15 protein-coding genes are annotated in these 19,770 nt (G+C 40.8%); 7 read left to right on the forward strand and 8 right to left on the reverse strand.

Features of this window, described 5'->3' with window-relative positions; genetic code table 11:
• Both K245_RS24485 and K245_RS0113535 read left to right on the forward strand, forming a co-directional pair.
• Positions 1-284: transposase (locus K245_RS24485; protein ID WP_027359741.1), on the forward strand; the 284-nt coding region annotated here is incomplete at its 5' end.
• A 262-nt stretch (positions 285-546) separates the two neighbouring features.
• Positions 547-1,212, forward strand: coding sequence for a TolC family protein (locus K245_RS0113535; RefSeq protein ID WP_027359690.1), 666 nt, complete (start codon positions 547-549; stop codon positions 1,210-1,212).
• A gap of 161 nt (positions 1,213-1,373) precedes the next feature.
• Here the strand turns inward: K245_RS0113535 and K245_RS0113540 are convergent, their stop codons facing one another.
• Positions 1,374-1,844 carry a YehS family protein gene (locus K245_RS0113540; RefSeq protein ID WP_027359691.1) on the reverse strand — a complete coding sequence of 157 codons (471 nt, stop codon included), beginning with the start codon at positions 1,842-1,844 and terminating at the stop codon, positions 1,374-1,376.
• A gap of 446 nt (positions 1,845-2,290) precedes the next feature.
• On the opposite strand from K245_RS0113540, the gene K245_RS0113545 reads away from it, so the two are divergent.
• The 3 genes from K245_RS0113545 to K245_RS24495 all read left to right on the forward strand — a co-directional run bounded on the left by K245_RS0113545 (position 2,291) and on the right by K245_RS24495 (position 9,487).
• Positions 2,291-5,863, forward strand: a complete 3,573-nt coding sequence (locus K245_RS0113545) for a homocysteine S-methyltransferase family protein (protein WP_027359692.1) — start codon at positions 2,291-2,293, stop codon at positions 5,861-5,863.
• 511 nt (positions 5,864-6,374) lie between these two features.
• The gene (locus tag K245_RS24490; protein ID WP_051284127.1) at positions 6,375-8,576 is read left to right on the forward strand and encodes a DUF3141 domain-containing protein; all 2,202 of its coding nucleotides are present in this window, start codon (positions 6,375-6,377) and stop codon (positions 8,574-8,576) included.
• Between the two features lie 305 nt (positions 8,577-8,881).
• Positions 8,882-9,487 (forward strand): hypothetical protein, encoded by a 606-nt coding sequence (locus K245_RS24495; RefSeq protein WP_051284128.1) that lies wholly within the window; start codon positions 8,882-8,884, stop codon positions 9,485-9,487.
• 117 nt (positions 9,488-9,604) lie between these two features.
• Here the strand turns inward: K245_RS24495 and K245_RS0113565 are convergent, their stop codons facing one another.
• Positions 9,605-9,997: an acyl-CoA thioesterase gene (locus tag K245_RS0113565; RefSeq protein WP_035277251.1), complete on the reverse strand. Its 393-nt coding sequence runs from the start codon at positions 9,995-9,997 to the stop codon at positions 9,605-9,607.
• Positions 9,998-10,101: 104 nt separating this feature from the next.
• Between K245_RS0113565 and K245_RS24500 the strand changes: the two genes are divergently transcribed.
• Together K245_RS24500 and K245_RS0113575 are read left to right on the forward strand one after the other, a co-directional pair.
• On the forward strand, positions 10,102-11,112 hold the full coding sequence (locus tag K245_RS24500; protein ID WP_232223829.1) for a sensor histidine kinase: 1,011 nt from the start codon (positions 10,102-10,104) through the stop codon (positions 11,110-11,112).
• 37 nt (positions 11,113-11,149) lie between these two features.
• Positions 11,150-11,878, forward strand: coding sequence for a response regulator transcription factor (locus tag K245_RS0113575; RefSeq protein ID WP_027359694.1), 729 nt, complete (start codon positions 11,150-11,152; stop codon positions 11,876-11,878).
• A 177-nt stretch (positions 11,879-12,055) separates the two neighbouring features.
• On the opposite strand, the gene K245_RS0113580 is transcribed toward K245_RS0113575, so the two are convergent.
• The 6 genes from K245_RS0113580 to K245_RS0113615 all read right to left on the reverse strand — a co-directional run bounded on the left by K245_RS0113580 (position 12,056) and on the right by K245_RS0113615 (position 19,348).
• Positions 12,056-12,400 (reverse strand): PilZ domain-containing protein, encoded by a 345-nt coding sequence (locus K245_RS0113580; RefSeq protein WP_027359695.1) that lies wholly within the window; start codon positions 12,398-12,400, stop codon positions 12,056-12,058.
• Between the two features lie 247 nt (positions 12,401-12,647).
• Positions 12,648-12,827: a hypothetical protein gene (locus K245_RS0113585; protein ID WP_027359696.1), complete on the reverse strand. Its 180-nt coding sequence runs from the start codon at positions 12,825-12,827 to the stop codon at positions 12,648-12,650.
• Positions 12,828-13,021: 194 nt separating this feature from the next.
• On the reverse strand, positions 13,022-14,575 hold the full coding sequence (locus K245_RS24505) for a metal transporter (protein ID WP_051284129.1): 1,554 nt from the start codon (positions 14,573-14,575) through the stop codon (positions 13,022-13,024).
• Positions 14,576-15,083: 508 nt separating this feature from the next.
• Complete coding sequence (locus K245_RS0113595; protein ID WP_027359697.1) at positions 15,084-15,584, reverse strand: acyl-CoA thioesterase; 501 nt, start codon at positions 15,582-15,584, stop codon at positions 15,084-15,086.
• A 490-nt stretch (positions 15,585-16,074) separates the two neighbouring features.
• Positions 16,075-16,968, reverse strand: coding sequence for an acyltransferase (locus K245_RS0113610; protein WP_027359698.1), 894 nt, complete (start codon positions 16,966-16,968; stop codon positions 16,075-16,077).
• A gap of 184 nt (positions 16,969-17,152) precedes the next feature.
• Complete coding sequence (locus tag K245_RS0113615) at positions 17,153-19,348, reverse strand: FapA family protein (RefSeq protein WP_027359699.1); 2,196 nt, start codon at positions 19,346-19,348, stop codon at positions 17,153-17,155.
• Positions 19,349-19,770: the final 422 nt, after the last annotated feature.

Genomic DNA, 19,770 nt, shown 5'->3' on the forward strand with positions numbered 1-19,770 from the left:
CTGGTTTCCAGCACGAACCCCATGTTACTGGAGGTGGTAAAGCAGCTGTAGAGCATCCATCCTTCAAATGGGTCAATATAATACTTGGTAACTTAAAAAATGCGCTCAAAGGTACTTATCATGCAATTAATCGCAAGCATGTTCCGCGGTACCTGGCAGAATTTCAGTACAGATTCAATCGCCGATATGATCTGCCGTCCATGATTCACAGACTGATTTATGTTGCTCTTAGGACTCCACCCATGCCATCAACCATGCTTTCTATGGCTGAAGCAGAGTGGTAATCAGATTGATTTTTAGTCCTGTCATCCAAGTCTTCTAATTGGGGAATAGCAATAGTTTAATACCTGCTTAGTCCTTAAAAATAGCCATTTTGCATTCCTGGGGGCATAAAGCCGAGTTTATAATCCAAACAACCGTTTAGAAAATCTTGTTTGCAATATGAATCCATGTTACAAAAAAATAACTACGATCACTATTGCTTGAATGGTTTTTTAAATAGCGAATTAATCTTCAAGTTTTTCGTTTTTAAATCCAGGGGAAAGTATGCGGAAACTCATTTCGTTATTCCTTGTTATTCCGATGTTTTTCGGATTTCAAAAAATTCCTGAATCCATGGCCGGAGAACGTCTTTCACTGAACAAGGCCATATCAATGGCGTATTCGGCCAGTCAGAGCATGAAAAAGACATCCGAGCAGCTTGAGGGATCCATTCAGGCAGAAAAAAGCGTAAATGCTGATTTTCTACCCAAAGCAGAAGCTTCATATTCCCTCAGGCAGTATCAGGATGTCCCCTATGCTCAGAACGGCGCCGTGATTCTGAAAAGAAGCGACAGAACCCATGCTGAATGGGGTGTCGGCCTGATACAGCCCCTTTTCACAGGATTCGCCCTTTCAAGCAGGCTGGAGATCGCAAAACTTGGCACTGCAGCCATGGAAGAGGAAAGGGTGGCTACAAGGCTTAATGTAGTGGAAGGAGTGAAAAAGGCATACTATAATCTTCTTCTCACACGCAGGATTCTGGACGTTGCTGACGAAGCAGTGGAAAACCTGAAGGCCCACGAATCCGACGCTGCAAAATATTACGCCCAGGGCGTCATTCCTTTGAACGATCTTCTAAAGACAAAGGTCGAGCTTGCCAATGCCATTCAGGAGAAAGAAAAGGCTGAGGCCGGAAGAAGAATGGCCGCCGCGTCCCTGCTCAAGCTCTAAGGCTTGCGCACCAGATGAGAGTGTCGGCGGGTCTCTTTTTGGAAAAAGCTCCGCAAAAGCTTTATGGTTTATGATGCCTATATCAAAAAGTGGGAGCCAACACAAAAGCTCCAGCGAATTATTGTCTCTTTGAAATAGAATTTGGAATTATTCACTTCAACTCAGATTGATCTGAATCGAATTGTAATCCCCTTGATGAAATTTCTTAGAAACTGATCTCCGCAATCCTTGTAGTTTTTGTGCCCTTCTTTTCTGAAAAGCGCTGTGAGTTCTGATTTTGATACCTTCATATCACTGAGTTCCATGATGTCCAGCATGTCCTCTTCCCTTAATTCCAGAGCAATTCTGAGTTTTTTAAGTATCGTATTGTTTGATAATTGGCTGGCCGGATTTTTCTCCTGGCCCTGTTTTGATTCGATTTTTCCCCTTCTTGAATAAATCAGGCCATTAAGAAAATACTCCATTATTATATCGCTGCATTCCACAAACCCTGGCTCATCGTCTTTTTTAAGCAGGCGGACCAGCTCTGGTATAGGCATCTGGTAATCTGCCTGTTTGAATATCTCAATCATTGCGGAGTCATTAATATTCAATGCGTATCTGACTCTTCTAAGTATGTCGTTGTTGATCATTGTTTTTCCTGTTTGGTATTTATTGAATAAGAATTAAATTTCTTATGCTTATTTTATTAGAGAGTCTTTTGAAAGAGTTTCTCTTGGTTCAGTAAGCTAAAAGATAAGGCCACCTCTAAGACTGTCCTGATCAGTCGATGATATCAGATGGAATAATAAAATATCATTTTTATTAATGGTAAAATGATATTTAGAGTCTTCTTCTTAATGTGTCAATTTGGCATTTTTTAGCGGATAAAATATTTTTATAAATGATGCCCGGAATCGGAGTTTTATTCTGCGCTATCTGTATATGGCTTGGCAGGTATTCGGAATGTGTCTTTGAAGTGTTGGGTGGCCATAACCTTTTGCTTGAAATTATTCCGAGGTTAATATATCCTATTATCTTGATATATTGAAGTTTAAATAAAAACAAATATTTATATATATAAAATGGAGTTTTGAAGATGGATTTTCTTGAGGCTTTAAAAAAACAGGTGATAGTTCTGGACGGAGCAATGGGCACAATGATCCAGAATCTTGGGTTTGGAACTTCTGAGTTTGGCGGTGAGCAGTTTCAGATGCTGTCGGATCTTCTCAATTTTTCAAGACCTGATTCCCTTAAGGATATTCATATCGCCTATTTCAAAGCTGGATGCAATGCTGTCGAGACCAATACATTCGGGGCGAGTCCTCTTAGGCTGAAGGAATTTGATTTTTCCGGGATTGATACTTCAGCTTTTTACGCTGTTCCTGAAGGCTTTGATATTACGAAGAATTCTTATGAAGATATGGCCTATCATTTGAGCAAAGCAGGATGTATTGCCGCCCGAAGGGCTGTTGAGGAATATTCAGCTCTTCCGGAATATGACGGTCGGCCTTTATTTGTTGTCGGTTCGATAGGGCCGTCGAATCATGTTCTAACCAGCACCAAGGCAGATCTTAAAATTTCTTTCTGGGAAGAAATCGAGGATAATTTTTATCATCAGGTTTTGGGGCTTCTTGATGGCGGAGCGGATGTTCTTCTTTATGAAACCCAGCAGGACGCACTTGAACTGAAAGCAGCGGTTTCAGGCGGATTAAAGGCCATGAACGAAAAAGGAAAGAGAATTCCGATAATGGCCCAGATCACTGTCGATGCTTTTTCCAGAATGCAGATTTTCGGAACAGATGTTGTTGCCGCCCTTACTGCACTCCAGGGATGCGGAATAGACACTTTCGGAGTAAACTGTTCCATTGGTCCTGATTTAATGGAACCGACCGTTGAAAAATTATGCAGATTCAGCAGGATTCCTGTTTCTGTTCTTCCAAATGCGGGGATGCCGGAATCTGAAAACGGAAAAACTGTTTATAAGCTTCAGCCTGATGTGTTTGCGTCGTATCTGGAAAAATTCGTCACAAAATATGGAGTGAGCATTGTCGGAGGATGTTGCGGAACAACTCCAGCACATATAAAGGCAGCATGCGAGCTGCTGAAAAACGTAAAGCCAAAGGAGAGAACTCCTGTAAAGGGAACTTTTATCGCTGGGCCACAGAAGGCTGTTGAGCTTGACGGCTCCACTGGGCTTATACGAATTGGCGAGCGCCTGAATGTGCGTGGGTCAAAAAAAGTCAGGGAAGCAGTTGAAGGCGGCGCTGCATTAATAGATTTTGAAGCGCTCGAAGAGGTTGCTTCAGAGCAGATCAAGGATCTTGGCATATCAATTATAGATGTGTGCATGGATTCCAATGTCGTTGATACAAAAAAAGTTCTTCCAGAAGTCATAAAAGGCATGACAGTTGATTTTGACGCAGCAATGTGCATCGACTCTTTTGACGTTGAGGCTCTTGTTGAGGCAGTAAAGGTCTATCCTGGGCGTCCGATCATAAATTCAATTTCACTGGAAGATCACGGAAATGGAAAGAGCAAGCTGGATGTTCTGGTTCCTGCGACCTCGTTCCATAACCCTGTTTATATTGCTCTTTGCGCTGATTCAGAAGGCCCTGCAACAACAGCTGAAGGTAAGGAAAAACTTGCTCGTCAAATTGTTGAAAAATGTGCCGTGTACGGCGTTGTGCCTGAACAGCTCATAATAGATCTGAACGCATTCCCAATTGGTTCTGAGCCAGACCCGTCCATGAATTTTGCGCTTTCTTCCCTTGAGGGAGTTGCAAGGGTGAAGGCAATTCATCCTGACCTAAGAACTTCGATGGGCGTCGGCAACCTTACAAACGGCCTTGCCAAGAAGCCATATATGAGGGTTGTTCTTACTTCAGTATTTCTTGCTGAAGCCAGAAAAAAGGGACTCGACGCAGCCATAGTCAATCCGAATCATTACGTGCCTGTTGAAACCCTTGATCCAGAAGACAGAGATCTTGCGCTTTCGATTATTTTCAACAGGGACATGGACGCTTTTGCAAAGCTTGAGGAAAAGGCCGAGCTTAAAAAAGGCATAGTTACAGTTAAAAGAAGCAGTTACGAAGGATTTTCTCCAGAAGACGCCCTTTGCGAAAAGATAAAGGACGGATTTAAGGAAAGAACCAATGCTGTAATTGATGTGGATGGCTTCAACTATGAGTATCAGGACAAAATAATCGAAGATGCAGCAAAGGCAATCAAAACCGTGCCTCCGCTTGATCTCATAAATGATTATCTCATGAAAGCAATGCAGGAACTTGGAAACAAATTCGCTGCTGGCGAGGCTTCTCTGCCACATCTTCTAAAATCTGCGGATATTATGAAGCAGGTGATGGGATTTATAGAATTCTACATTAAGCAGAATGGCGGTGCTGCAACATCAGCCAAAGGAACAATCGTGCTTGGAACAGTTCATCAGGATGTTCACAGCATTGGCAAGGATCTGGCAAAGACTCTTCTTGAGAATTACGGCTACAGGGTAATTGATCTTGGAGTTCAGGTTCCGCTTGCGTCATATATCGAGACAGCAAAGGCTGAAAACGCCACAGCAATAGGTATGAGCGCTCTTCTTGTCCAGACTGCGAGCCATATGATCACTGTAGCAAAAATGATGAAGGAAGCTGGCCTTGATATTCCGGTTCTCATTGGAGGAGCTCCTATCAATCTGAGGCATGCGGCAACAGTCGCAATGGCGGGAAAGGAATCTGAAACAGAAATAAAATCCGATGTTTTTTATTGCGCTTCTGCAATGGACTGCGTGAATGTTATGGAGTCTCTGAGCGGTGCAAGAAGGGATGAGTTTATAAAGAACAATAGGGAGCTGCTTCTTAAAAACCTTGTCAGGCAAAAGGAAAGGGATGAAAGAATAGAAAAGCAGGAGGCTACTCTTCCAAGAAGAACTGTCAGCTTTGACGATCATAATGCTCCTGAATTTGTTTCTGGTCCAAAGAGAATCGATATTGCCCTTAAATCGCTTGAGCTCGATGAAAAATCCCTTTTTTCCCTTAATTGGGCAATGGGGCCAGGGAAAGTGTCTTCTTTCAAGCCTGAGGATGCGCGAAAAGTAAAAGCGGATATGATTGAAAAGGCAGACAAAAACGGCTGGATAACTCCAAGAGGAGCCTATGCAATATTGCCATGTGTCAGAAAAGGTTCGGAAATCATCATTTTTGATAAGGAAAACGACAAGGAACTGGGCAGAATTGCTTGTAACGATATGATTTCAGGAGACAGAAAAGAAGTTTTCTCCCTGGCTGACTATTACAAGGAGGGCGAGATCGACAGAATAGGTCTTCAGATTGTAACTGCAGGAATGGCATCAGCAGTTGCTGCAAAGGAACTGCGGGTAAAAGGCGATGAGGAATCAGCTTTTTTGCTTTACGGACTTGCCGCGAGAACAGCCGAGGATCTTGCTGATGTTGTTCAGGAAATGATTATGAATGACGTCTGTATTGATAAAAAACGTGGTCAGAGATTCAGTCCTGGTTATCCAGGACTCAAGAATATTGAAAACAACAGGGTGATTTTTAATATCCTGAACGCAGCGGATCTTGGCGCGGTTATAACACCTGCATCCGCATTTGAGCCTGTTGCAACAACTGCTGCTGTGGTGTGTTTTCATCCTGATGTCTGTTATTCATAGTCGTCCCATTCAGAAACTGTCAGATCAATAATAATACCGGAGCCCTTTTGAGTAAGGGGTTCCGGTATTTCTTCATATCCATCCTCAATAATAACAAATGCCAATGCTTGAATGTGTATCGTAATATATTTTCTTGCTTTAAAAGCCAATGACCTTGGTTGTTAAATAAAGGACAGTAATCATGGAGTCCTGTCTTTCAAAAGTAAATAAATGAATCTTATTATGCGTTGGATACCCATTGTTGCTTTGCCATAAAGAAATCATCGGTTTTGGAGCTCAGTGTTTTGTTTGATTTAAAAAACTCACTTATATTCAGCGTTTAATAAATATAATTAGGCGCTTTGTCTTTTGTGCATGGCAAATTACTCTTGGACTTTTTCAGCGCTTCATTATAAAAAAGAAAAGGTTGTTTTTACGGTTATAAATTCATTTTGAAAATTAAAGATATAAGGATGCGGTCTGTCAGACAAGCTCATAATTCTGATAAAGGCTGTATGTGTGAGGAGGCAATATGAATGTAGGTCTTGATGGGCTTATACCTTTTTCAGGTATAGCCAAGGAAGCTTATGACTATTTTCTGGATTCGGCCCAGCGCAGCATTCTGTTTATGGATGCTTTAAGGAAAAGAGGGAATACCTATATCCAGCATCTGGATGAACAGCAGCCACCTGTCCTTGTATTCAAATACGAAATCCTCATGGATGCACGGACATTTGAGAAGAATCCTGCAAACTATGCGCTGGCCAAAATCATCGATCGCCGAGCTCCTAAACCGGGCCAGAAAGGCACTTCAGAGAGGCGTTCGGATACAGTTGATGATTATCAGCCTGAGAGTCCAACAAAAAGACCCATAGTCATAATTGACCCCCGGGCTGGTCATGGTCCAGGAATTGGCGGAAGCAAGCAGGATTCAGAAATTGGTATGGCTCTTAGCCATGGCCATCCTGTATATTTTATATTTTTCTATACAAATCCGATGCCGAATCAAACCCTTGCAGACGTTAAAAACGCCGAGGTCAAATTTTTGGAAGAAATCCGAAGGCGTCATCCTGCTGCACCTGCACCTGCCATCATGGGTAACTGCCAGGGTGGATGGGCATCAGCACTTCTTGCCGCGAGCAGGCCTGATCTTGCCGGGCCTCTTGTATTGAACGGTTCCCCCCTTTCTTATTGGTCAGGGGTCGACGGCAAGAATCCCATGAGGTACAAAGGCGGACTCCTCGGCGGTGTTTGGATGAACTCTTTATTGAGTGACCTTTCCGACGGGAAATTTGACGGGGCGAATCTGGTCATGAACATGGAGATGCTCAATCCTGCAAATACCAACTGGAAGAAGCTTTATAATGTATACGCTAATGTCGATACAGAAGAAGAGCGTTTTCTTGACTTTGAAAAATGGTGGGGCGGCTTTTTCTGGATGACCAAGGCCGAGATCCACAAGATTGTAGACGGCCTTTTTATAGGCAATCATCTTGTAAAGGGTGATTTTACGCTTGATGACGGCGAGGTCATAAATCTTAAAAATTTTGGTCATCCTGTTGTTGTATTTGCATCAGAAGGCGATAATATTACTCCCCCTCAACAGGCTCTTAACTGGATTGTTCAAGTTTATGGAACTGTTGACGAGATCAAGAGAAACCAGCAGGTCATTGTTTATATCATCCACCCCAAAATAGGCCATCTGGGGATTTTTGTAGCTTCTTCAATCGCAAAGAAAGAACAGAGCGAAATAATAGGCAGCGTCGAGATGATCAATTATCTGGCTCCTGGCCTCTATGAGATGATTATAGAGCATGATCCGAGCAAGCCTTGGCTCAATGATTATGAAGTTAAATTCGAGGAAAGAACCATCGCTGATTTGATGGCACTGGACGATGGATTTGGAGATGAAGATGCGTTTGGTCATGTTGCCGCTCTTTCAGAAATAAATGATAGTTTTTACAATGCATTTATCAGCCCTTTTGTAAAAGCAGTTACAAACCGTAATTCTGCTCTGGCTCTGAAGCTGCTTCATCCTTTGAGGGTTCAGAGGTATGTGGTGTCAGATGTTAATCCTTTCATGATACCAGTTGCCACTCTTGCTCCATACGTCAAGGAAAACAGGGGTGAAATAGGGGATCAGAATCGCTTCAGGCTGATTGAGAAGGATATTTCGGATTTGATCGAAGAAAGCTGGAATCTTTATCGCGATTTGCGTGACATGAGGGATGAGGCGCTTTTTAAGGCAATATATACAAATCCTCTGGTTACACTCATGATTCCGTCAAAGACACAGACTGCAACTGATGCGGTTGATGGCGTGCTTGCCGTTGCTTCTAGAAAAGACGATTTGAAAAAAGATAAGAAAAAATGGGGTCAGGCAATGGAGGATGGCGGTTATGCTGACGGACTTATACGGGTTCTCGCAGCCGTAATTGCCATAGACAAAACAATAGAGGAAATTGAGATTAAGGAAGCCGGGCAGATAATAAGGACAAGGCCTGAGTTCAGGGATATGACGATAGAGCAGTTCCGAGCTCTTGTGGCTGCGCAGTTCAGGATGATTCAGGTGGACAGCAAAAAGGCCCTTGCCGCACTTCCAAAACTTCTCAAGACTCCTGAAGAAAGAGCTGAAGCCATTAAATTTGCACATCAGGTTGCTGCGGCAGGCGGAAAAACTCCGGGAAAGCAGGAAAAAGAATTGATAGCAAAGATTGAAGCCATGCTTAAATAAGGTGGTCTCGCAAAAAGTCATAAACGGCTTCAGCGTCATGCCGGACTTGGCTCCGCGCATGTCTGATAAGGAATTATTCAAATGATGGTGCGCGTATTGTTTATATAGAGTTCTTGGATGCTTTAACTTTCAAATAGAAGCCCTTCGGGAATATCGAAGGGCTTTTTTGTGCTATCAGAAATAGAGCTTTTGCTTTTTCCAATACGACGCATAAATTCATAATTCTTGATCATTTTTTTTGTTTGATATAAACGATGTTTTTATGGTGAGAAAATATTCTAAAATATGAATTCCTGGGAGGTAATATGAAGATGTTGAAGTCTGTAAAGAGTCTTTTTGTCATTCTTATTGTTGGCATGTTTTGCTCTGGGTATGTGTTTGCGGATGAAGTTACTGATTCAATAAATGAAGGACTCGAGCACTACAAAAAAGGCAACCACGCCGAAGCAGTAAACAGCCTGAATTTTGCCTCTCAGAAGATAGCACAGCTTAAGGCTGAGAAGATAAAAACACTCCTTCCAAAGCCCCTTGACGGCTGGAAGGCAGAAGAGCCTTCTTCCCAGGCTTCAGGAGCGGCTGTTTTTGGTGGCGGAGTTTCAGCCGAAGGAAAGTACAGTAAAAAAGATAAAGGTTCCGTTTCCGTAAAATTCGTAACGGATTCTCCAATGCTCCAGAGCATGATGATGCTCTTCAGCAATCCTATGTTTGCTACTTCTGATGGCGGTAAACTTGAAAAAATCAATAATCAGAAAGCCATTGTCAAATTTGATGCGGCAAACAAGAGCGGAAATATCAATATAGTCGTTGCAAACAAGATTCTCGTCACAGTTGAAGGTAATGATATTACCCAGGACGATCTAATGGCTTATGCCAAGGCTGTAAACTACGACCAGCTTGCTGCTATGCCTTAGTTTTATTACTTATGCCGGGGAGAAGTTCGTTTCACCCCGGTTTTTTTCTTTTTTTGGGGGCTAAAATAGCTGTCAGCCTATGCAGTAAATCAAGGGTATGTCCGAGTCCTCAAGGATTCAGAGTTGTTCAAGGAGAGCCCGTAGTTCGCCTTTTATGGGGAGAGCCTTGCCTGAATCGTCCACTATGGCGAATGTGACTTCTGCATCAACGCATACCGTGTCTGTGTTTGCGAGAACGATTTTCTGGCTGATTTTCCCGCTTTTGTTTCCGAATTTTATGATCTTGGACACGACTTCGATAAAGTCTCCGAGAACGGCCGCTTTATTATAGTTAATATTGATATTCACTACATAGAAGGATCGACCGTTTTTACGCCATTCGTCAAGATCTATCTTGCCGTCGAACATGGTCCATCTTCCTTCCTCAAGGAATTCTAAATATCGGGCATTATTAACGTGACCATATACATCAAGATGATATCCTCTGATTTGTATGACCGGGTTTTGCATCACTAATAACCTCTGAAAAAATAATAGCTTTTTATTAAATAAAACAAGGCTATCAAGGGTAAAGTTTCTTGTCAAACTATCATGTTTTAAATTAGGAGGGATAGTTGAATAAGTATATGTCCAATCTTTGGTCAAGAAGTGATCTTCTTGCAAAAACTCCGTGGTTCTTCCATCCGGTTACAATTCTTGCTATTTCGATTGGCCTTATAGCCATGTTTCTTTTTCTGTCTTTGTACTGGTTCCTGAAGGTGACGACAGATCTTGAAAATCTTATACTCAAGTTCAATATCGAGGCCGGCCAGTTTCTTATATCAAGAACATGGCTTGTAGTTGTTGTCCTGTCGGTTCTTGTGGCTTTGACATCTGCCGGCATTTTCATAATTTTTTTGTATCTTCTAAAGACAATACAGTTGTATAGATTGCAGCATAATTTCATCAATAATTTTACCCATGAGCTTAAAACCCCGGTGACATCTTTGAAGCTTTATCTTGAGACATTTCTTAAATATGATCTGTCAAAAGAGGATCAGCATAAATATATTAGGTATATGATTCAGGACGTAGGCCGGCTTTCTGATAATATATCCAGGATATTGAACCTCGCCAGGATAGAAAGCAAACATTATGCGGGCGAGTTTGCACCAAAAAATGTTTACGAGTTTATTCGTAATCTTGTTGATGAAAATAGACACGTATTTGTCGATGCAGATGTCAAGGTGCTTCCTCCGAAACATGGGAGCATTGTGTGCCAGGTCAATGACGTCCTTTTCGAAATGCTGATAATGAATATCATAACCAACGGGATTAAATACAATAATTCTGATAAGCCTGCGATCAGGGTTTCTTTCAAGCGCATCTCTCAAAGGGTTGAAATTTATTTCCAGGATAACGGAATAGGGATTAGGAAAAACCAGCTTAATAAAATATTTAAAAAATTTTATCAGATTGGAATTTCTGATAATATGACAGCCAAAGGCAGCGGACTCGGTCTGTACATTGTTAATAATATCGCCAGAATCCATAGCGGTAAGATTATCGCGCATAGTCGAGGAGCCTGGAAAGGTTCCATTTTTACACTTGTTCTTCCAGTCTCAGATGATTCAGGAAGTTCATAGTTCCTGATTTTGTGTTTTCTATTCTCCGGAGGGTGAAATGTCTGAAGATAAAAAAAGAATACTCGTTGTTGAAGATGAAAAGCATATCGCAGAGGGGCTGAAACTTAGTCTTTCTCTTGAAGGATTTGAGGTTGAAATCGCTTCGGACGGAGGCGCGGCAATGCAGTTATGGAAAAGCTGGGCGCCTGATCTTATCGTTCTTGATATAATGCTTCCGGTAATCGACGGCATGGCGGTGCTGAAAGGTATAAGGCTCGAAGATCAGAAGATTCCCGTACTGATTCTCTCAGCCAAGGGAGACCTCGAGGACAGAATAAAAGGACTGAAATTCGGGAGTGATGATTATCTTGCAAAACCATTCAATCTGGAAGAGTTTCTTTTAAGGGTGAGGCGGCTTCTCAAAAGGTCAGGATGGGAAACTGAAAAAAGTATGGAAGAGGGAGAAAGAAACCCCTATGAAGATGGAATTTACGAATTTGGCCCTAATAAAATAGATTTTATATCAGGCCAAGCGTTTCATGGTTCTGAAAAGATAAGCCTTACTCAGCAGGAAATAAAACTTATAAAGCTTTTTGTCATCAACAAGGGTAAACCACTCTCAAGGGCCAAATTGCTTGAGATAGGATGGGGATATAGCAGAGGTATGTCCACCAGAACTGTTGATAATTTTATAGTCAGGTTAAGAAAATATTTTGAAGAAGACCCCAAGAATCCCGAGTATTTTAAAAGCAGAAGATCTATTGGATATGTGTTTGAGCATGAATGATTTTTAGTTCCAAATTAAGGAATATTATTCATTTTAACTGACAAATTATTATCTATGGATAGATTGTAAATCAAGTGGCAGTTCGGAATTTTTTAGGATTTACAACTATATTGGGCTTCATGAATATAATATGAACGAGCTGACGACCCAATTTTTTTTCTGTTGACTCATCTGGCTTTATTCGATTAATCCCTCATTTTCCTTGCCACCATAAGGTTTGTAAATTGAGAAAATTGCCCACCATTCAAGGTCATTATCAAATTCAACAGCTACTGTCTCATTTTCAATTCTGGCTATTCTGCCGCTTATTTCAAGGATCAGTCGGCTTGCTCTTCCTGGTATTATTATTTCTACATCACAGTTTTGACCACTTTGAAAAGGAATGCCGCTTGATGTCCCGCTTAAACCATTCATGCTGATGTCTGTCATGGATACCGAATAAGTATTTCCATTTTCTTTATCTATCAATCTTGTCTGGGCAGAAAAGTTGATTCTGAGCCTTTTTCTCTTATCCTTATCCATTAAAAATCCTGTAAAACATAAAAAATCAAAAAATAATGCATGATTAAGACCGTAAAACCTTAGTTGTAATGACATTAGTCTTACAGTTTCTGCGTCTGTATTGCGATGCAGCACTTGTTGAATGCGCAGCTATTCTGCAACATATAGGAATATGCTTTGGGGCGGGAATAAATACAGCTTTTGCTCAAATAAAGATGTTTGTCTGCTGAATAATTTGCAGATTATCCGTCCGCATCATTTGAGCGTGTCATTCCTGACAGTCTTTATTTCTTCTGTCTTTTTCCCGTCTGCATATCCAGCCTATAGTTGTAATATACATATGGCCAAGGCTTTTTCTTATTCTTCGTTCACAACCTTTTCTGCTGTCACTTTTTTCAGCAGCAGACTTTTCTTCTGACAACACTTCATTTTTTCTTTCTTCTTCCATGATAACCTCCCGGCATTTAGGTTTAATTGCAGGCATAAACATGGAAAAGTTGTCTGTTAATGGTTCTTGGTTTCAGTCAGCGTTCTTGCGGAAGAACATATGAAAACCATTGATTATCAGACTTCTTTTTAAATAAATTTTTTAACTCTCTATATGCGTTATAAGCACCTTTGTCGGCATATAAAGAGCGCGTATTATTTTTTAGGTGCTTCACTGTCAAGTTCAAGCTGGAAAAAAACCGGGCCCTTATTATTGTCAAATTTTTTGTGGAGCGCGTATTTCGAATCAGGATGAGACCAGGAAGTGGCTATAGCTACATGCCCTTTAGGGAAAGCTGCAACTTCTGCATTGCAATATTTTAAAGGTGCAAGAGCAGAATCTTTTTCAACAAGGTCGTCATTCTCTCCATAACAAATTAGCCATTTTATACCCTTTTCTTTAATATACCTGAAATCTATTTTTTTATCAAAAAGAGTTATTGGAGTTGTTCCATCATCTTTAATAGGGTTGTTATAGGAAAGAAAACTCATTCTGGTTATATCCATAGGCAGATCGGTTTTTTCGTATGTAAGCCAGTAATTAAGGGCCGCGGCAGTCTTGCTGATGGATGCATTTTCATTCCCGGGATAATCAAACATTGACATGTCCCTGTAGAGGGCAACGAGCGGAAATTCTAACTCTATGCTCTTCAGCTTGTATACCCATGCCATTATGTCACCATCAGCAACCTTGATGCCGTTTGGGAGGGCTTTTGCCCCGTATTCAAGTTTGTTGAATCTCGGCGGGAGGCTTTTAAGAAAATTGTTCAATCCAACACTGAGCGATCCGTCAATTGGCGCAACGCATGTGATGAGCGCATCTGCCAGTCCGTCAAGTTTGCCCGAGGCAATATTGAGAAATGCAAAGAAACCTCCCTGGCAATAACCGTTCAAGGTCACCATCTTGCCATTGTTTTCTTTGATTTTTTTACAGAAAAAAAACGTGTCGTTTACGTCGTCTTCAGGTGTCATTATCTGCACAGCTTCATGGAGCTTGATGTTCTTCATTATCCGTATGTAAGTCGGGATTCCTTTGTTGGAAAAACTGTGAACATAGCTTCTTTGCTCGTCAGGTAGAAAGGCGAGAATGTTCGGGCCAAGTACGTAAGGAGGAAGAATAAGCACAGGTTTGCAGGATGTATTAACTTCAACTCCGGGAATGGTTGGCATTACCTGATACATTATAAATCTGTCAGTTTCCGCTACCTTAATATCTCTGCCCTGTTCGAAGTGAAATCCGAAATATTTTCCTGATTCTTTTATTGCTTTTGGGTAAACGTTTGTCAGCAGATGTATCATTCTTGCTTTTCTGTCCATGAAATTTTTGAGGGTTTCTCCATCTTTTATTTCAAAGACTGTATTGAGAAAAGCGTCTGTGGCATCCTTTATGTCTTTTGTCCCGTAAGTGCTTATGGCTTTTAAAACTCCCAGAAAACTTCTTGCTGTCAGATCAAGGTTCATGTCTGCAAGGCTGACGTAGGAATGCAGATTCTCAAGAGGTGAGTTTGTGAGAATTTTTTCCTTTTCCACGTTGGTAAAATACTGGGAAGCGGAAAAGTAAGGAACTGCGAATTCGTTCATGTAAGCCAGCATGTCAAGAAAATAATTCTGGGCCACTTCCATTTGCTCTGTAATGGTTTCAAAAGGGCATGCAATGTTTTTAGAGCCTGTCAGAGGATTTTCGAACTTATCGAAAAAGAAGTTGCGCATTTTTAAATCCTTATTTTTATCCTGTTCAAATCTTAAAATGGCCTATTCCATGTCAATTGGCCTAAAATTGTTGCATGGACAGCGCGACATGCTTTGTGATCTTAATTATATAAAGTAAGCAAATAAATGACCTATTTCAATATATACTTGTTAATTTTACATTTAATTACTGAAAAAAAGCAAGATTTGAAAAATAACGGTTGACTGAAACTTGGGGCGTTTCAATTGCAATGTGTTTTGGTAGATGACTAATCTATTTGAATAGTCGCTTCATCATGGTCTTAATGGTATTTTTGTAAGGGAGCAGATATTGCCTGTTATCTTAAGGATTTTATCTGCCCTTGATTCTGTAGACAATTTCTAAAAAAGCCTTTTTATGCGTCAGAGTCATGCCGGACTTGATCCTGTATCTTTGTGTTTTCAGATACTTTTGGATTCCGGTCTGCGCCGGAATCCAACTTTTTACGACCTTGTCAATTTTAAAAGTCACTCTGGAAAGTTAATAAATTCAGCACTCATTAGGGTTTTCGCTGCAAGCCTTGAGCTGCTTTTTTTCGGCAAGACGCGCCTTTTTTCTTACAATGGCTTCTCTGTTTCTTCTTTTTTCATTGTCCGTCTCAAGTATGAGTTGGGGCATGAGTCTTGGTCGCAGGTTTTCATCAAGAGAGACAAATGTAAGGTAAGCAGAGGCGACATGCCTTGTTTTTCCAGTCAGAACTGTTTCTGCTTCAACCCGAACTCCAACCTCGCATGATGAAGTCCCTACCAGATTAAGACTTGCTTTGATGGTCAGGATATCACCAATGAAAACGGGGCTATGGAAGTCCATGTGATCAATTGACGCTGTTACAGCATTGCTTCTGCAGTGTCTGATGGTGGCAACTCCGGCAGCATTGTCAATGGCCTTCATTATTACACCACCATGAACATTGCCCGCTATATTTGCATCCTGGGGAGACATCAGCTCTCTAAAAACCACACTGCTTTCACTGACCTTTTTGGGATTCACTCAAATTTCTCCTTTTGAACAATTTACAGATAATAATCTGATTTGTACCTGGCAGGGCCAGGAACTAAATGGATGTGCTATTTCAAACTCGGTTTTCTGGCTGCGCTGCCTCGTATTTCAGCACGAGTCTTTACCTTCAGGAAGGACATCAATGAAGGTCTGGTCACAATATATCAATGGGAATAATTTTTCAATATACATTATGTTGTATATTTGATTTTGAATACGCATTTTTTTGATCTTTATGAACTAAGTCGATGCCGGTTTATTGCCGCGCCTCGTTGCCCACTATAAAATTCAGGATTGAAAGTGGGGGCAATTATGTTGCTGGGGGATGCGAAATGATGGCTCCGAAAAAAGGTGAGGCCACAAAAAGTCAGATTTTAGTTTCTGGATTCCTGTCCCTGGCTTCAACAGGGACAGGTCTTCTCTTGACTGCGGCTATTAAAGATCTATCACAAATGAGCTTTTATGTTTAATTGTCTGCTAATCAGCTTGCGTTTTTCAGGGATTCTATCAGTTCGTCTTTTTCACGCCAGAGGGTATTTACCCAGTTTTGAAATTCTTCCTTGAACTTAGGATCGTTGAAATAGTCTCCAAAAAGTTTTGCGTCTTTAGGTATGAATTCTGCCTTAACAACTATCCTGCTTGTGCCTCCGCAGATAAATTGCCAGAATGTGGGAATCCCTTCAGGATAATAAATTGTAACATTAATTATGCCTGTGATGAATTCTTCCATTGAAGACAGTGCAAATGAAATTCCGCCGGCTTTGGGGAGCAGAAGGTTTTTGTAAGGAGATTTCTGGATTTTGTGTTTCCTGTGATGAAATCTTGTTCCTTCCATAAAGTTCATTATGGATACGGGCTTGTTTTTGTATTTTTCACAGGCTTTTTTAGTTGCCAGAATGTCTTTACCTGCCAGATGTGGGTTCTTTTTAATAAAATCGCTGCTGTATCTTTTCATGAATGGATAGTCCAGTGCCCACCATATTACACCCATTACAGGTACCCAGATCAGCTCTTTTTTAAGGAAAAATTTAAGGAAAGGGATCCTGAAGTTAAAGGTTTTTTGGAGCACGAGAATGTCAACCCATGATTGATGGTTGCATACCACAAGATACCATTCATTTCGATCAAGGCCGTCGAGTCCTGATACATCCCAGCTAATTTTATGGAAGAGGGCAAGATTGAAATTGTTTACTGAAATCCAGAGCGTGGCAATCAGATCTATTATTCTTGAAAGGATTTTTTTTGTTTTTGGAAATGGAATTACAAGTTTGAGAAAAGATACCGGGAGAAGAAAAAAGCCCCAGAAAACGGTATTAACACAATAAAGCAGAAAAAGAATTGACCCCTTAACCGGGCCAGGAAAAAACGACAGCATGACTTACTCCTCTTAGATGGCATGTCTGTTTAATAAAGTTAATAGCTTTCGATTATATATTGGCGGTTATCAAATATGTCAATGCCCTGAAGGCTCTTTAATGAAGATTTTGTATAAGATGTTATGCTTTGTTTGGGTATTACCCTGAATTTATGGTGTATACGGTGGCTGGGGCGTACAAAAATCAATTGAGCGGTTTTATGACCATTTCATGCTGACTTCCTACCGGAGGAATTGTGACGATGACTTCCTGAACCCTAACTTTTTTTACAGTGTTCTGAACTACTGCCGAAGAGCCTTCTCCTGAAACAACCGTTCCAGCTGCAATTGCACCCTCAACCTTGAGTATGGAAACCGGACTTATGCTATCCATCCACGCTTCGAAATCATGTTTTTCATTAAGTATTCTTTCAATCTCTTTATTTGTTTTTTCAAGTTCATGAGGCTCTTCATTCAGATGCTGTTCTAAAAGATCCTGATCTCTGAAAAGTAAAGCGATTCTTGATTCGGTCTTTTCAATAATGTCCTGAAGCTGCTTGATTCTTGTTTCAATGACGTTTTCTTTTGTCTTGTCTGATCCAGCTTCTGCAAGAGCGGTCTTGAGGCTTCTTATTTCGATGGATGCCCTGTCCTCAATGTGCGCAAGCTTTGTTTGCTCTTCCTGGTTTTTTTTGAGTTCATTTGCAATACTATAGATAAGCTTTTCAATCTTTTTTGCCCACGTCCTCTTGAATTCAAGTCTGGATTCTATTTTCCTTAACTCCTGTTTCTCATGGTCAAGGGTTCCTATTTTAATTCTGCAGCTCCGGGAGGTTTCAGAACCTACTTCCCTTGCAATCATACCTCGTTTTGCAGAAATATCGGATGAAATTATTGTTCCCTTTTTGATTTCAACAGCTCCGCTGGTTATTATGGTTGAGTCAATTATCTCATTTTTTACAAAGATATCACCATAGGAGTGTATATTTGAGCTGTTTATGAACTTGGCGGTTAAAATGCCCATGCATGATATCGTCGCGTCTGTTACACCTCCTGAAACGGTGACACTCCCGGTCGCTTCTATGATCCCGCCCGCAATTTCTGCCGCTGTTATATTTGCACCCTTAACTTTAAAGCCGTCCTGTATCGATCCTTTGATTATGATATTGCCTTCAAATACTATGTGACCGGTTTGATAACCTACGTCTCCCTTTATCTCTATCTCAGGAAGGATGCTGATTATTCCGCCAAAAGATAGAACTGGCTGGCCGCTTATCTGGGCAATGGCTTTCAGATTGCTTTCGTCCATAACTATGCCATTTCCTGCAAGCATGTTTACATCAATTGTCCTTGGAACCTGTATGACTTGCCCGAGTACGTCTATTCCGTCATTGCTGGGTTCGGCAGGAACTTTTTCTGCAACAATATCTCCTGCATTAACGAAAGGGATTGTGCCCCTGTCTCTGAAATCAATCTGATCACCCTCAACCACAGAACATGGTTTTAAGTATTCTGTATCAAAATAGTAGTTTATGACAGCATTTCTGCCCGGTTCCGTTTTGATGCCCTGGGCAAGCTTGAACAGCTTCTGGGTGCTTTTGTGGTATTTCAGAAAGCCTTCAATAAGGGAATTGTCGACAACACCATAGGATATGCCAAGTCTGTCCAACTCTGTCAGAACATCATTTACAGTTATCGGAGCCTTGTCATTTTTAAGGATCAGATATGCTGAAATTTTATCTTCCGAGAGTTTTATTTCAAAGAGATCTGATTGATCTGTCTGATCCTGATTTTGCCCAGGATTTTCCTGAATGATTTCTTCCTCAATAAGTTTGCCGTCTTTAAATGAGTATTTTGAATTTTTTCTGCCCTGTGATGCGAGGAGATCATCCCTCTTATTTTTTGTAAGAAGCCCCCCCGCAACCAGTATGTCTCCAACAAGAACTATCTCTCTTTTTTGATTGAAAATATTGACCTGGTATTTGAGAATTTTATCCACAACATCCTTTGCTATGAGATTGTTTTTTATAAGCAATTGGGCGAATTCGACCTCCATTTGTCTGAGATCCCACGCTTTTTCACTGTCTTCAATCAGCTGGAGCTGTTCACTGGTCAAAAGGCCCTGCTCACGGATAAAGGATTCGATATTGTTTTTTTTTCCGTTCTTCAATGCCTCATTGTACAGGTTTGCAATTAGTTGGACTGTGTTTTTATCTATTATTCCATATAGATATCCTATGGTCAGGATAATGGGTAAGCCTGTTTTTCCACTTTCCTTTGAGGCTGCCTGCTTGTGGCTGCATTTAGGACATTTGACCACCTTCCCGGATATGCTCGCAGGTGCTCTGTATCTTGATTTGCAGAGCTCGCATTGTATGATTATGTCCTGAGTTTCTGGCATTGTTTGCCTTTCTTAGATCATGGCATTAATAGAGACGGCCGTGTTTTTTTTGCTGGTTTTCGTATCTATGCTTTACCAGCTCGTCAAATTGAGAAGCCTTACGATACATAGAATCATTTTATTTTTATATCGGTTTGTTTTAGATTTTTTTAAATAATAAATTGTCTTTATTATAAAATCTATATTTTTGTTTTGCTTGTTTTTATAAAAAACATTGTGTTTCGGTCATATCGCAATATGCGGTATGGTAATTGTCTTGTTATACTGAATGATGTCTGGAAAATGGCGGGAGTGAGGGATTTATCCATGCCAGGGATTTCTGCTAAAAGTCTCAAATACATAAAATCACCTCTAAGAATTGTCTGCTTGCGCGTTAGCTGTGTCAGCGGCTTACACATCAAAATTCTGATTTATAGAGGTAG

The organism is Desulforegula conservatrix Mb1Pa, from assembly GCF_000426225.1.
GTDB lineage: Bacteria > Desulfobacterota > Desulfobacteria > Desulfobacterales > Desulforegulaceae > Desulforegula > Desulforegula conservatrix.